This window comes from Streptomyces sp. SudanB52_2052, from assembly GCF_964272415.1.
Taxonomy (GTDB): Bacteria; Actinomycetota; Actinomycetes; order Streptomycetales; family Streptomycetaceae; genus Streptomyces; species Streptomyces olindensis.
This window is the reverse complement of sequence record NZ_OZ186796.1, coordinates 6,976,143-6,988,563: the sequence shown is the minus strand read 5'-3', so window position 1 is coordinate 6,988,563 and position 12,421 is coordinate 6,976,143. Positions and strand designations below refer to the sequence as shown.

At 71.7% G+C, this 12,421-nt stretch carries 16 protein-coding genes; 3 read left to right on the top strand and 13 right to left on the bottom strand.

The window, feature by feature from the left end; translation table 11 throughout:
- Window positions 1–9 precede the first annotated feature (9 nt).
- Window positions 10–1,839 (top strand): endonuclease/exonuclease/phosphatase, encoded by a 1,830-nt coding sequence (locus ACSUPV_RS31300; RefSeq protein WP_436948997.1) that lies wholly within the window; start codon window positions 10–12, stop codon window positions 1,837–1,839.
- Between the two features lie 41 nt (window positions 1,840–1,880).
- Here the strand turns inward: ACSUPV_RS31300 and ACSUPV_RS31295 are convergent, their stop codons facing one another.
- The 5 genes from ACSUPV_RS31295 to ACSUPV_RS31275 form a co-directional block, all read right to left on the bottom strand.
- Window positions 1,881–2,585 (bottom strand): antibiotic biosynthesis monooxygenase, encoded by a 705-nt coding sequence (locus tag ACSUPV_RS31295; RefSeq protein ID WP_031117358.1) that lies wholly within the window; start codon window positions 2,583–2,585, stop codon window positions 1,881–1,883.
- A 450-nt stretch (window positions 2,586–3,035) separates the two neighbouring features.
- A complete protein-coding gene (locus tag ACSUPV_RS31290) occupies window positions 3,036–3,401 on the bottom strand; it encodes a DUF3618 domain-containing protein (RefSeq protein WP_031117359.1) in 366 nt (121 codons plus the stop codon).
- Window positions 3,398–3,817 carry a phage holin family protein gene (locus ACSUPV_RS31285; RefSeq protein WP_031117360.1) on the bottom strand — a complete coding sequence of 140 codons (420 nt, stop codon included), beginning with the start codon at window positions 3,815–3,817 and terminating at the stop codon, window positions 3,398–3,400. Before ACSUPV_RS31285 ends, ACSUPV_RS31290 begins: the two co-directional genes overlap by 4 nt.
- 117 nt (window positions 3,818–3,934) lie before the next feature.
- Window positions 3,935–4,660: a hypothetical protein gene (locus ACSUPV_RS31280; RefSeq protein WP_436948996.1), complete on the bottom strand. Its 726-nt coding sequence runs from the start codon at window positions 4,658–4,660 to the stop codon at window positions 3,935–3,937.
- Window positions 4,657–4,797, bottom strand: coding sequence for a hypothetical protein (locus ACSUPV_RS31275; RefSeq protein ID WP_359795027.1), 141 nt, complete (start codon window positions 4,795–4,797; stop codon window positions 4,657–4,659). Before ACSUPV_RS31275 ends, ACSUPV_RS31280 begins: the two co-directional genes overlap by 4 nt.
- 154 nt (window positions 4,798–4,951) lie before the next feature.
- Between ACSUPV_RS31275 and dapA the strand changes: the two genes are divergently transcribed.
- Entirely contained in the window at window positions 4,952–5,836 is an 885-nt protein-coding gene (dapA, locus tag ACSUPV_RS31270) for a 4-hydroxy-tetrahydrodipicolinate synthase (protein ID WP_436948995.1), read from the top strand.
- Between the two features lie 52 nt (window positions 5,837–5,888).
- Here dapA and ACSUPV_RS31265 read toward each other — a convergent pair whose 3' ends face one another.
- The 6 genes from ACSUPV_RS31265 to ACSUPV_RS31240 form a co-directional block, all read right to left on the bottom strand.
- Window positions 5,889–7,100 carry a hypothetical protein gene (locus tag ACSUPV_RS31265; RefSeq protein ID WP_037757011.1) on the bottom strand — a complete coding sequence of 404 codons (1,212 nt, stop codon included), beginning with the start codon at window positions 7,098–7,100 and terminating at the stop codon, window positions 5,889–5,891.
- The gene (locus ACSUPV_RS31260; RefSeq protein WP_037757258.1) at window positions 7,097–7,654 is read right to left on the bottom strand and encodes a SigE family RNA polymerase sigma factor; all 558 of its coding nucleotides are present in this window, start codon (window positions 7,652–7,654) and stop codon (window positions 7,097–7,099) included. Before ACSUPV_RS31260 ends, ACSUPV_RS31265 begins: the two co-directional genes overlap by 4 nt.
- 169 nt (window positions 7,655–7,823) lie before the next feature.
- Window positions 7,824–8,048 (bottom strand): hypothetical protein, encoded by a 225-nt coding sequence (locus ACSUPV_RS31255; RefSeq protein ID WP_031117365.1) that lies wholly within the window; start codon window positions 8,046–8,048, stop codon window positions 7,824–7,826.
- A 367-nt stretch (window positions 8,049–8,415) separates the two neighbouring features.
- On the bottom strand, window positions 8,416–9,405 hold the full coding sequence (dapD, locus tag ACSUPV_RS31250; RefSeq protein ID WP_031117366.1) for a 2,3,4,5-tetrahydropyridine-2,6-dicarboxylate N-succinyltransferase: 990 nt from the start codon (window positions 9,403–9,405) through the stop codon (window positions 8,416–8,418).
- A 271-nt stretch (window positions 9,406–9,676) separates the two neighbouring features.
- Window positions 9,677–10,225, bottom strand: coding sequence for a TetR/AcrR family transcriptional regulator (locus ACSUPV_RS31245; protein ID WP_031117367.1), 549 nt, complete (start codon window positions 10,223–10,225; stop codon window positions 9,677–9,679).
- Window positions 10,225–10,545 (bottom strand): DMT family transporter, encoded by a 321-nt coding sequence (locus ACSUPV_RS31240; RefSeq protein ID WP_031117368.1) that lies wholly within the window; start codon window positions 10,543–10,545, stop codon window positions 10,225–10,227. Before ACSUPV_RS31240 ends, ACSUPV_RS31245 begins: the two co-directional genes overlap by 1 nt.
- A gap of 180 nt (window positions 10,546–10,725) precedes the next feature.
- Here ACSUPV_RS31240 and ACSUPV_RS31235 point away from each other — a divergent pair, with 180 nt between their 5' ends.
- Window positions 10,726–11,559, top strand: coding sequence for an AbfB domain-containing protein (locus ACSUPV_RS31235; RefSeq protein ID WP_037757013.1), 834 nt, complete (start codon window positions 10,726–10,728; stop codon window positions 11,557–11,559).
- Between the two features lie 55 nt (window positions 11,560–11,614).
- Here ACSUPV_RS31235 and ACSUPV_RS31230 read toward each other — a convergent pair whose 3' ends face one another.
- Together ACSUPV_RS31230 and sufU are read right to left on the bottom strand one after the other, a co-directional pair.
- On the bottom strand, window positions 11,615–11,947 hold the full coding sequence (locus ACSUPV_RS31230) for a metal-sulfur cluster assembly factor (RefSeq protein ID WP_031117370.1): 333 nt from the start codon (window positions 11,945–11,947) through the stop codon (window positions 11,615–11,617).
- On the bottom strand, window positions 11,944–12,414 hold the full coding sequence (gene sufU / locus ACSUPV_RS31225; protein WP_031117371.1) for a Fe-S cluster assembly sulfur transfer protein SufU: 471 nt from the start codon (window positions 12,412–12,414) through the stop codon (window positions 11,944–11,946). The genes ACSUPV_RS31230 and sufU overlap by 4 nt, the downstream gene beginning before the upstream one ends.
- Window positions 12,415–12,421 lie beyond the last annotated feature (7 nt).

The window sequence follows — 12,421 nt, the reverse complement described above, 5'->3', positions numbered from 1 at the left end:
GGAATCCCGTTGCCGAGCAAGTCGTCCGCGCGCCTCGCCGCGCTCACCGTCGCCGCCGCGTGCTCCGCGGCATCCACGATCGTCCTCACCACCCCCGCGCACGCGGAATCGGTCCGTGTCCACGACATCCAGGGCAGCACCCGGATATCCCCGTACGCCGGCAAGCAGGTCACGGACGTGACCGGAATCGTCACCGGCATCCGCACCTACGGCTCGTCCCGCGGCTTCTGGATCCAGGACCCGACCCCGGACGCCGACCCGGCGACCAGCGAGGGCGTCTTCGTCTTCACCGGCTCCACCCCGAAGGGCGTGGCCGTCGGTGACTCCGTCAAGGTCAGCGGCACGGTCGCGGAGTACGTCCCCGGCGGCACCACCTCCGGCAACCAGTCCCTGACCGAGATCACCAAGCCGACGACCACGGTCGTCTCCAGCGGCAACCCGCTCCCGGCCGCGACCGTCGTCGACGCGAAGTCCGTCCCGGCCGCCTACGCCCCGGCCGGCGACACCGCCGCGAACGGCTCGGTCAACGCCCTGCCGCTCCAGCCGTCGAAGTACGCCCTCGACCGCTACGAGTCCCTGGAGGGCATGACCGTCCGGGTCTCCGACGCGCGCGTGGTCGGCGCCACCGACCCGTACACCGAGCTGTGGGTGACGGTGAAGCCGTACGAGAACCGCAACCGCCGCGGCGGCACGGTCTACGGCTCCTACGACGCCCAGAACACGGGCCGCCTCCAGATCCAGTTCCTCGGCTCGACGGCGGACTTCCCGAAGGCGAACGTCGGCGACACGCTCGCGGGCAGCACCACGGGCCCGCTGGACTACAACCAGTTCGGCGGCTACACCCTGGTCGCGAGCGAGCTCGGCACGCTGAAGAGCGCGGGCCTGGAGCGCGAGACCACGCGCAAGCAGCGCTCCTCGGAACTGGCCGTCGCGACGTACAACGTCGAGAACCTCGACCCGACGGACGACACGTTCGCCGCCCACGCCGCCGCGATCGTGAACAACCTGCGGTCGCCGGACGTCGTGTCCCTGGAGGAGATCCAGGACAACAACGGCGCGAAGAACGACGGCACGGTCGCCGCCGACCAGACCCTGACGAAGCTGATCGACGCGATCGTCGCCGTCGGCGGCCCGCGCTACGACTGGCGCTCGATCGACCCGGTCGACAACACGGACGGCGGAGAGCCGGGCGGCAACATCCGCCAGGCGTTCCTGTTCAACCCGGAGCGGGTCTCCTTCACGGACACCCCGGGCGGCGACGCCACGACGGCCACCGGCGTGACGAAGATCCGCGGCAAGGCGCACCTGACGCACAGCCCCGGCCGTATCGCCCCCGCCGACGAGGCCTGGAAGAACAGCCGCAAGCCGCTGGCCGGCGAGTTCGCCTTCCGCGGCCGCACGGTCTTCGTGATCGCCAACCACTTCAACTCCAAGGGCGGCGACCAGGGCCTGACCTCCCAGTACCAGCCGCCGTCCCGCAGCTCCGAGACGCAGCGCCACCAGCAGGCCACCCTGGTGAACGCCTTCGTCAAGGACATCCTGGACACCCAGAAGAACGCGGACGTCATCACGCTCGGCGACATCAACGACTTCGAGTTCTCGCAGACCACCGAGATCCTGGAGGGCCGCGGCGAACTGTGGTCCGCCATCAAGTCGCTCCCCCGCAACGAGCGTTACTCGTACGTCTACCAGGGCAACAGCCAGGTCCTCGACCAGATCCTGATCAGCCCGTCGATCCGCCGCGACTGCGACTTCGAGTACGACAGCGTGCACGTCAACGCGGAGTTCAACGACCAGATCAGCGACCACGACCCGCAGGTCCTGCGGTTCCGCCCCTAGCACGGCGGGGCGGGGCCGGACGCGCCGTCCGGCCCCGCCCCTCAGGGCACCAGCCCGAGGACGTGGTCGTACCGCTTGACGGAGCCGCTCTCCAGCAGTCCGGGCCAGTTCTGCACCCGCTTCCACTGCTCGGTCGCCGAGCCGACACCGTCGCCCGGCGCCGCCAGGGCGTCGATGTGCGCCTGGGCACTCTCCCACTCGGCGTAGTTGAGCACCCGGGTGCCGTCCGTACTGAGGTGGAAGTGGGCGGAGATACCACCGGGACGCGGCTCCGACTCGCTCGCCAGGGCCTCGAAGACCGCGTCGACCCAGGCACGCTGCCGCTCCTCGTCGGGCCCGTCGAACCGGACGTCGACGATCACGACACACCCCGGAACCGGCGCCGCGCCCTCACGCCCGCCGCCGCTGCGATAGCGCCGGTACGGCACGAGCTCCACCCGCTCGATCCCCGGCACGGCCGTGTCGATCTCGTCGACGCGCTCCTGCCGGTGGGTCTTCGCGAACGCCTCGTAGGCCTGCTCGGTTCTCCACTGCGAGTAGTGCAGCAGGGTGTCCCCGTCGTGCCCCGCGTACACGTGGTACCCCAGCAGGTCTCCGGTCGGCCAGGGCCGACGCTCCCAGGCCCGCGCGATCGCCTCCACGGCCTGCCGCTGCCGCTCGGGGGTGCCGACCCGCCAGGTACTGAAGAAGGGAGCACCGATGCGGGGGTCGGTGAGATCGGGGTGCTGTTCGGTCCGCCGGGTCATTGAACACTCCAGTCGTGTACGCCGATTGCCACGCCCCTCACCTTTCAACCTCGACCGAACTTGAGGTCAAGTGGGGTTCGGCGACTCGGCGTTGCTGCTGGAGCCGGGTGGGCCCGCAACCCGGCGGAGCGGGGTGCCTCCCCCAAACTCTCGGCTTCGCAGAGCACGCCCGCAGCCGGGCGGGGCGGGTCCCCGCGGCGGCGGGCCTGCGGCGGCAGCCACGACGCGCCCGCACCCGCCGTCGTACGCAAGGGGCCGTGTCGGGGGGTGTCCGCCCGCAGCGGTTGGCGCGTCAACGAACAGTCGGTCGGCACCCAAGTCGATCGCGCCGTTCCGAGGACGGACACCCCCCGGCGCGGCCCCGACCCACCCACCGGCGAGTAGGCGCGACACAAGCCCCCACACAGCCGCACAGGCCGCCGCAGGCACCGCGCCACGCGTCACCGCACCTCACCGATGCCCGTGCGCATGCCTCCACCGCACGACCCCGACAGCCACCACGGCCCCCGCCGCCCCGGCCACCAGCACCGGCTTCGGATGCCGCATCCCGGCCTGCACCACGGTCCGCACCGGCCGCGGCCCGACATGAGCAGCACGGTCCTGCACGGAGTGCCCCGCCTGCGCCGCGCTGCTGCGCAACTGCACCGTCATGGCCCCGGCCTTGTCCCGAAGGTCGGCGGCCCGCGCCCGCGCACGCCCCTTCACATCGGCCTTCCCGGCCAACTCCTCCACCGTGTTCCCGAGTTCACCACGCGTCCGCTCGATCTGACGCCGCAACTCGTCGGGCCCTTTCGCCCCACCCGTCGGCTCCGTCATCGATGCGCCCTTTCCCTGATCTCCTCGACGTCCGCCTTCACACTGCCGATCGCCTGCTCAGGCGTCGGCGGCGCGGCCCGCCGCAGCTGCCCCCGCCCCACCGCGGCCAGCACCGCCGCGATCAGGAACAGCACCCCCGTCACGATCAGTGCCGCGGCCCACACGGGCAGTACCAGCGAGAGAGCGGCGACACCCGTACCGGCCAGCGCGAGCAGCCCGGCGTACGCGACAGCACCCGCCGCGCCGAGCAGCCCACCGCCACGCCCCGCCCGCCGGCCCTTCTCGGCCAGCTCTTCCTTGGCGAGAGCCACTTCCTGCCGCACGAGACGGGAGAGCTGTTCCGCGGCCTGTCCGACGAGCTCACCCACGGAGTGGTGCTCGTCGTGCACGGCCCGATGATCCATGGTCCCGGTCACGGTGTTCCGCCTCCTCTCGAAGTAGGAACCCCCGAGTACCCGGACGCCCCCCCGGCTACCCCTGCGGCCGAACCCGGCCGCCTCTACGGCCCGACCCGGTTGCGACCCGGCTGCGTCCTAGCTGTTCCGCTCCCCGCTCGCACTCCCACTCCCCCGCTCCCGAAGCCGCGCCAGCTGCGCCTGGAACCAGTCGAGCCGCGCCTGCAACAACGCCGCCTCGGCCACGAGTTCCGGCACGCCCATCCCGTCGGCCGCGCCCACCGCCGTCACCCCGCCAGACCCCGCCGACGCCCCACCCCCACCACCCACAGCCCGCACACACACCCGCACCCCGTCCCCCGCCAACCGCGCGAACCCGGCCGGCGACAGCGACGTCCGCCCCCGCAGACACCCCCCGCAGCAGGGCGCGAGCGCCCGCCACCCGACAAGCCCCCACCCGGCGTCGACCAGCGCACTCGCCCGGGCGCCGCAGGCACAGGGCCCCACCGTCACCACCCGCACCCGCTGCCGCGCATACCGGAACCCGCGCTCGAAGCGGATGTAGGCCCCGAGGACGGAGACCTCCAGCAGTACGGCGGTCCGATGGTCGTCCGCGCAGAGCAGCGCCTCCGCCGCCGCCCGGTCGTGCACGCAGTGGAAGCCGCAGTCACAGCGGCGATGCGGCGGCCGGTGCCGCAGCCCGTACACACAGGACGCGTCGGCCACGACGCCGTACGGCAGCGCGCCGCCCAGCGACACACCGGTGAACCCGGCCCGGGTGCCGTCCTGGGACAGCACCGGGTGGGCGATCTTGTATCCGGTCGGCGGCTCCGTCGGACGCTCCGCCGGAAGCCGCAGCCTCATCGGGCGACCGGAACCTCTTCGGGCGCGGTCTCCTCGACGTCCTGGAGGTCAGGGAGGTCAGTGAGCTCGACCTCCTCGTCCCGAACCTGCGGCTGCTCCTCCGCGACCCCGATCGCCAGTGCCTTGCCGAGCTTCATGACGCCTCCCATGACTTCCCGTCCGCGACCGTCCTGGCCATGGTGACTCATCGCGCCCCCGCTGGGAAGAACACCCAACCCTGAAGCACCCCTTAAAAACACCCCTTAGGAAAATTAAGTAGAACTACACAATCAAGCCGTCGACACTAAGCGCATGACACCTCTCTTCGGCCGCACGCTGTGCGCCATGGTCACCCCGTTCTCCGACTCCGGCGCCCTGGACCTGGACGGCGCCCAGCGCCTCGCCGCCCACCTGGTCGGGAACGGCTGCGACGGCCTCGTCCTCTCCGGCACGACGGGTGAGTCCCCGACCACCACGGACGCCGAGAAGTCGGCCCTGATCGCAGCGGTCCGCGAGGCCGTGGCCGACCGGGCCTCGATCGTCGCGGGCGTCGGCACCCCCGACACCCGCCACACCGCCGAACTCGCCAGGGAGGCCGAAAAGGCGGGCGCGGACGGCCTGCTGGTGGTGGCGCCGTACTACAGCAGGCCCCCGCAGGACGCGCTCGAGGCCCACTTCCGCGAGATCGCCGACAGCACCGGACTCCCGCTCATGCTCTACGACATCCCGGCCCGCACCGGCACCCGCGTCGAACCGGAGACGCTCCTCCGCCTCGCCGACCACCCCGGGATCGTCGCGGTCAAGGACTGCTCCAACGACTTCCTGGCCGCCCAGAAGGTCCTGGCCCGCACGGACCTGGCGTACTACGCGGGCTGCGACGAGCACAATCTCGCGCTGTACGCCGTGGGCGGCGCGGGTTACGTCAGCACGGTCGCGAACGTGATCCCGGACCACCTGCGGGCCGTCCTGGACGCCTTCGACGCGGGCGACACCTCCCGGGCCGCCCGGCTCCAGCAGCGGGCCACGCCCCTCATCGAGGCGATCATGTCGGCGGGCCTGCCGGGCGCCGTCACCGCCAAGGCGCTCCTCGGCGCGCTGCACCTGCCCGGGGGCCGGGTCCGCGCACCGCTGCGGCCCGCCGACCCTGGGACGGCCGACGGACTGCTCGCACTCCACAGAAACCTGATCAGCACGTGATCAGCGCTCAGCACGTGATCACCACTCCACGCGATAACCGCTCCGTGCGTGATCACCGCTCCGCGAACACCGGCTCCCACCGCCCCTTGGTGTTGTCCTTGGGCGACCGGAAGTCACTGAGCGGGGTCGTCTTCTCGCCGCCGATGGTCACCAGCACCAGCCGCTGGTGGTACTCGTTCCCGTCCGGCCCGATGTCCCAGGCGACGAGCGAGTTCCCGTCGGCCCAGGCCAGCAGCTGCTGCCCGCGCACCTCGCGCTGCTTGCCGGTGCGCGCGTCGAGGACGAAGGAGGACGTCTTCCACTTCTGCCCCGCGAACGGACCGGCGACGAACTGCCCGTCCGGCGACACCCGCGCGTCGACGGACCAGTCCAGGTACCGGTCCGGCGCGGGCCCGGGGACCTCCTTGCCGGTGAAGTCGTAGAACTTCTCACCGGGTTCGGTGGGCATCCCGGACCAGACGAGACGGCCGTCGCGCGTGAAGGCGAAGTCCTGGCGGGAGTTGATGAACACGTCGGGGTTGTGCGCGCCGCCGCCGATTTCCACCCCGGCCCAGGAGCTGCTCCCGGAGGCCACGTCGATGACGTGGAACCCGGTCCGGTCCGACTGCCCGAACGGGGCGTCCCAGCCCTCCGAGCCCTCGATCTTCACCCGCCGGTCGGGGTTCTCGCTGTACGTCGTCGCGACGAGCTTCCTGCCGTCGGACGAGAACTCCACGCCCGCCACCGGCCGGTCGACCGGGATCCACCGCTTGACCTGGCCGCTCGCCAGGTCGAGCAGCCCGATGCGCGGCACGGGCAGGTCCCGCTCCAGGACGGCGGCGGTGGTCGTCCCCGGGGCGACCGCGACGTAGGACCAGCGCTCGTCCTTCACGTACTTCTTCGTCCGCGGGTTCAGCAGCCAGTACGTACGCTGCGACACGGCACGGTCGGCGGACTGCTCGACGGTCGCCCTGGTGAAGTAGGCGGCCAGCGCGACCCGCCCGGCCACGATCATGTCGCGCGGCGGCGACTGGTCCGGGTGAGCGGTGATGCCGTTCTGCTCCACCCCGCCCGAGGGGCGGACGTCCTCCTTGCCGGAGTCCAGCACGGGCACGGCCACGGCCACGGCGATCACGGCCGCGGCGGCGGCCGCGGCGGACGCGATGCGCCGACCGCGACGGCGCCGGCGGACCGCGAGCACGCGGTCGGCGAAGCCGGCCGGGGCGGGCTGCTGCCCGTCGGCCTGGTCGCGCAGTGCGTCACGCACGAGTTCGTCGACGTTCACTGACGCACCTCCACGGGCGAGTAGTCAGGGGAGGGCCGCTGCTCGGCGGCGGCCGGACCGAGGGCGGCCAGCTCGGGCGCGAGGGCGCGCAGCCGGGCGAGGGAGCGATGGGTGGCGGACCGTACGGTGCCGACGGAGCAGCCCAGGATGCGGGCCACTTCGCTCTCGGGCAGGTCCTCGAAGTAGCGCAGCACCAGCACGGTGCGCTGCCGCGCGGTCAGCCGGGCCAGCGCGCCGCGCATCAGCAGGCGCAGTTCGGCCGCGCCGGAGGCGTCCGGGGCGGTGCCGGTCTCCGGCGGTTCGGCGACGCTCAGCTCGCGCCTCGGCCACTTCAGCCGCCAGCGGCTGACCTGCTGCCGGTAGAGGACCTGCCGGACGTAGGCCTCGGGTTCGTCGATGCGGTGCCAGCGGCCCGCCGCCTTGATCAGCGCGTTCTGCAGCAGATCCTCACCCGCGTGCCGGTCGCCGCCGCTCAGCAGGACCGCCGTCTTCAGCAGCGCGGACGACCGGTTCGCCACGAACTCCCGGAAGCTCTCCTGCGCTTCGGCATCCATCGTCACCTTCGCTCTCCCCCGGGGCGGACCCTGTGCCCGCTCCCCGTACCCCTTGTGACGCGCGCGGGCACCCCCCGCTATGCCACCCACCGGTACAAAAAAGGAACGGCCCGCGTCACAGCCACCTGCAACACGGACCGTCCGCCGAGGTACGGGTACGCTCCCCCGTTCAGTTCCAGGCGTACCCGTCCCCGAACAACAGCGTGTGCTCCAGCACGTCCTCAGCCGGGTCGTCGACCTGACCGACGTTGACCAGCCCGACCCGGTGACCGTTGTGCGAGCCCGTGTTGCTCTCGTCGGCGTGCGCGACCCCCGCCGGCAGCCAGCACACCGCCACCACCGCGACGGCCCCCGCCAGCAAGCGCGCCGCGCCCCGTCCCCGCTCGTTCCTCATGCTCCGGTCCTCGTTTCGTCGTTTCGGCGAATGATCGGACACTGCGTCCACCCGTTCATCTGCCAAGCCCACCCCGAGGTCACGCCCGGTCATCCGTACGGGATCGTCGGCCGTCCCGCTCCCGGGCCGGCCGTCGGCCAAACCCTCCGCCGATGCTGCAAGTTGGCGATCAGCGGCGGCCTCTTGAGTGTCTGGGCGCTGCTGTAACAGAAGCAGACACCAGAGCTGCATGCACCGTGCTCAACAAAGTGCGCCCTCCCGGGCCGTCCTCGGGCCGCGGAAGGGCGCTCATCGGTGACCACGTCGACAACTGCTCAGCAGCGGGTCAGTGCTCGGTCTGGCGACCGCAGCTCACGGCCGCCGATGATCAGTTGTGGCTGTGCAGGATCTCGTTCAGCCCGCCCCACACCGCGTTGTTCGGCCGGGCCTCCACCGTGCCGGTGACCGAGTTGCGGCGGAAGAGGATGTTGGAGGCGCCGGACAGCTCGCGGGCCTTGACGATCTGGCCGTCGGGCATGGTGACGCGGGTGCCGGCGGTGACGTAGAGGCCGGCCTCGACGACGCACTCGTCGCCGAGGGCGATGCCGACGCCCGCCTCGGCGCCGATCAGGCAGCGCTCGCCGATGGAGATGATGACGTTGCCGCCGCCGGACAGGGTGCCCATCGTGGAGGCGCCGCCGCCGATGTCCGAGCCGTCGCCGATGACGACACCGGCGGAGATGCGGCCCTCGACCATCGACGTGCCGAGCGTGCCGGCGTTGAAGTTGACGAAGCCCTCGTGCATGACGGTGGTGCCCTCCGCGAGGTGGGCGCCGAGGCGGACCCGGTCGGCGTCGGCGATGCGGACGCCCTTGGGGGCCACGTAGTCGGTCATGCGGGGGAACTTGTCGACGGAGGTGACCTGGAGGTGCAGGCCCTCGGCACGGGCGTTCAGCCGGACCTTCTCCAGGTCGTCGACGGCGACCGGGCCGAGCGAGGTCCAGGCGACGTTGGCGAGGAAGCCGAAGATGCCGTCCAGGCTCTGGCCGTGCGGCTTGACCAGGCGGTGGGAGAGCAGGTGCAGACGCAGGTACGTGTCGTGCGCGTCGATCGGCTTCTCGTCGAGCGAGGCGATGACCGTGCGGACCGCGACCACCTCGACGCCCCGGCGGGCGTCCGGGCCGATCGCCGCGGTCGCGCCACCGCCGAGCAGCTCCGCGGCCCGCTCGGCGGACAGCCGCTCGGTGCCGGACGGGCCGGGCTCTGCGACGAGCTCGGGCGCGGGGAACCAGGTGTCGAGGACGGTGCCGTCGGCGGCGATCGTGGCGAGGCCGGCGGCCACGGCGCCGGTGGTGCGAGGAGCAGTCGTGTCGGTCATGAGGGCAACCTAACCGGCGGACGGCGGTCGATGCGAACCGGTGTGGGGGCGTCTCACGGGACGGGCGGTATCCACCGCGGCACAGCACCCCTCAACAGCACGGACACCGACGTCACGACATCCGCGCACACCGAGTCCGAGACCATCCCACCGGTGACTCCCCGGCCGCACCCCCTCTGCCCGCGGCCACCCCACCCAGGCCCCCGGCCACGGTGCCCCGGCCAGGGTGCCCCGGCCAGGGTGCCTCGCCCTCGGACAACCCCCACCGGCATCACCCCTCGGCCCCCGCCAACACCCGCCCTAGCACCTCCCGCGCATACGCCTCGTCATACGGCACCCCGGTCAGCAGCACCTGCAGGCAGATGCCGTCGACGACCGCCACCAGGGCCCGCGCGGTGACGGGATCCGTTCGCCGGGACAGCTGCTCGGCGACGTCCTCGGCCCACTCGGCGGCGACGGGCCGCAGGGCGGGTCGGCGCAGGGCGGCCAGGTAGAGCTCGTACTCCAGCTCGACCCCCGTGCGGTCACCGGAGAGCCACTGCCCGATCCAGCCGGCGAGTTCGGCGGCCAGGTCGGTCCGGGGGTCGTCCAGGCCACCGCACGAGGCGATCACCTTGGCGAAGCCCTCGTTGGTCTGCCGCAGCGCGGCGACCAGCAGCTCGTCGAGGGTCCTGAAGTGGTACGTCGTGGAGCCGAGCGGCACGTCGGCCTCGGCGGCGGCGGTGCGGTGGCTCAGGCCCGCGATGCCCTTCGAGCCGACGACCCGGATCGCCGCGTCGATGATCCGCTGCCGTCGCTCGGGGTCGTGGCGCCGGGGCATCAGTGGGCACCTCCCAGGTTCAGCACCACGACGCCGACGATGATCAGCCCGATCCCGGCGGCCTTGGCGACCGTCATCCCCTCTCCCAGGAAGGCGATGCCGATCGTGGCGATGGCGGCCGTGCCCACCCCGGCCCAGATGGCGTAGGCGGTGCCGACGGAGACGGTCTTCAGCGTCTGCGCGAGCAGCCCGAAGGAGAGCAGGTAGCCGAGGAGCGTGAGCAGCGAGGGCCCGAGCCTGCTGAACCCGTCGCTGTACTTCATGGCGGTGGTCGCGCCCACTTCGGCGGCGATGGCTCCGGCCAGCAGCAGATAACCCATGTGTGCGAGCGTACACATGATATGTACGCCCGTACACAACGAGACCGGATACCGATGAGAAACCGCTCTCACAAAACGCGCCACACGAGTCCCACGCGTCCACTACGGTGTCCACCCGATCACACACCGGGCCCCCACAACCGCGCCGCCGTCAAGGGTGCCCCGCCGGAGGAACAGCGCATGTCAGAAGAGAAGTCCCGGCCGCCGCAGGACCGCCCCTGGGAGAGCGGCTGGGCCCCGGACACCACCAGGGCACCGGGAACGCGACGCCTGTGGCTGGCGGGCGCCCTCGCCCTGGCCACGGTCACCGCGTGCGTCACCGCCATCACCGTGATGGAGAACGAATCCGCCGAGCCGGCCCACGAGGCGGCGGAGCCGACCACCCTCAGCAGCTCGGCCCCGGGCGGCCTGATCTCCTTCGCGACGCCCTCCAAGAGCGCCTCCGACGCACCGGGCGCGGACCGCGGCCGCCCGTCCCCCACCCCCGCCACGAGCGCGCCCACCAGCGCCGCCCCCTCCCCGAAGCCGCAGGAGAAGGCGCCCAAGCCACCGGCGTCCGGCAAGCCGTCCAAGCCCGCGAAGCCGCCGGCCCCCGACGGCACCTCCATACGCTCGGTCAACTACCCGGACCGCTACTGGCGCGTGCGCGACGGCTATGTGCGCCTGGACCAGATCGGCTCCGGACCCGAGCAGCGGGAGGACGCCACCTTCCGGCGCGTCGCCGGTCTCGCCGACTCCTCCTGCTACTCCTTCGCCACGGCGGACGGCCGCTACCTCCGCCACCGCAGCTTCGTCCTGGTCAAGGAGGGCAACGACGGTTCGTCCCTGTTCCACAAGGACGCCACCTTCTGCCCCCGCCCCGCCTCCCACCCCGGCGCGGTCATGCTGGAGTCGGTGAACCACCCGGGCCGCTTCCTGCGCCACCGCAACTTCCAGCTCCGCCTGGAGCCGTACGAGCACAGCGCCCTGTACCGCGCGGACACGGCGTTCCGGCTGGTGGGCGGACTGGCCTGAGCATGCGTGAGGGCGGCACCCCGGAAGGTGCCGCCCTCACGTCAGTCGGTGGATCTCAGACGTTGAACCCGAGCGCCCGAAGCTGCTCCCGCCCATCGTCCGTGATCTTGTCCGGGCCCCACGGCGGCATCCAGACCCAGTTGATGCGCAGCTCGTTCACCAGGCCGTCCGTGGCGGACTTGGCCTGGTCCTCGATGACGTCCGTCAGCGGGCAGGCCGCCGACGTCAGGGTCATGTCGACGGTCGCGATGTTCGCGTCGTCGATGTGGATGCCGTAGATCAGGCCCAGGTTGACGACGTCGATGCCCAGCTCGGGGTCGACGACGTCCATCAGGGCCTCACGGAGTTCCTCCTCCGAGGCCGGCTTCATCTCCACGGTCTCGCTCATGCCGTCGTCTCCTTCTCGGCGTCGGCTCCGCCCAGCACCTGGGCCGTAGCGTCCTTCCAGGCCATCCAGCTCAGCAGGGCGCACTTGACCCGGGCCGGGTACTTGGACACCCCGGCGAACGCGACCGCGTCCTCCAGGATGTCCTCCATCGCGTCGTCGGGCTCGAGCTTCCCCTTGGACTGCATCAGCTCCAGGAAGGTCTCCTGGATCTTCCGCGCGTCCGCGAGGTCCTTGCCGACGAGCAGGTCGTTCAGTACGGACGCGCTCGCCTGGCTGATCGAGCAGCCCTGGCCCTCGTACGAGACGTCCTCGATCCTCGTGCCGTCGTACTTCACGCGCAGCGTGATCTCGTCACCGCACGTCGGGTTGACGTGGTGCACCTCGGCGTCGCCATCCCGCAAGCCCCGCCCGTGCGGGTTCTTGTAGTGGTCCAGGATGACTTCCTGGTACATGGAGTCCAGCTTCACGGTCTCA

Bases quoted from the DNA above. Each gene is read 5' to 3' on its own strand.
- ACSUPV_RS31295 (WP_031117358.1), bottom strand. From the start codon at position 2,585: ATGACCCGGCGGACCGAACAGCACCCCGATCTCACCGACCCCCGCATC.
- ACSUPV_RS31290 (WP_031117359.1), bottom strand. From the start codon at position 3,401: ATGACGGAGCCGACGGGTGGGGCGAAAGGGCCCGACGAGTTGCGGCGT.
- ACSUPV_RS31280 (WP_436948996.1), bottom strand. From the start codon at position 4,660: ATGAGGCTGCGGCTTCCGGCGGAGCGTCCGACGGAGCCGCCGACCGGA.
- ACSUPV_RS31275 (WP_359795027.1), bottom strand. From the start codon at position 4,797: ATGAAGCTCGGCAAGGCACTGGCGATCGGGGTCGCGGAGGAGCAGCCG.
- dapA (WP_436948995.1), top strand. From the start codon at position 4,952: ATGACACCTCTCTTCGGCCGCACGCTGTGCGCCATGGTCACCCCGTTC.
- ACSUPV_RS31260 (WP_037757258.1), bottom strand. From the start codon at position 7,654: ATGGATGCCGAAGCGCAGGAGAGCTTCCGGGAGTTCGTGGCGAACCGG.
- ACSUPV_RS31255 (WP_031117365.1), bottom strand. From the start codon at position 8,048: ATGAGGAACGAGCGGGGACGGGGCGCGGCGCGCTTGCTGGCGGGGGCC.
- dapD (WP_031117366.1), bottom strand. From the start codon at position 9,405: ATGACCGACACGACTGCTCCTCGCACCACCGGCGCCGTGGCCGCCGGC.
- ACSUPV_RS31245 (WP_031117367.1), bottom strand. From the start codon at position 10,225: ATGCCCCGGCGCCACGACCCCGAGCGACGGCAGCGGATCATCGACGCG.
- ACSUPV_RS31240 (WP_031117368.1), bottom strand. From the start codon at position 10,545: ATGGGTTATCTGCTGCTGGCCGGAGCCATCGCCGCCGAAGTGGGCGCG.
- ACSUPV_RS31235 (WP_037757013.1), top strand. From the start codon at position 10,726: ATGTCAGAAGAGAAGTCCCGGCCGCCGCAGGACCGCCCCTGGGAGAGC.
- ACSUPV_RS31230 (WP_031117370.1), bottom strand. From the start codon at position 11,947: ATGAGCGAGACCGTGGAGATGAAGCCGGCCTCGGAGGAGGAACTCCGT.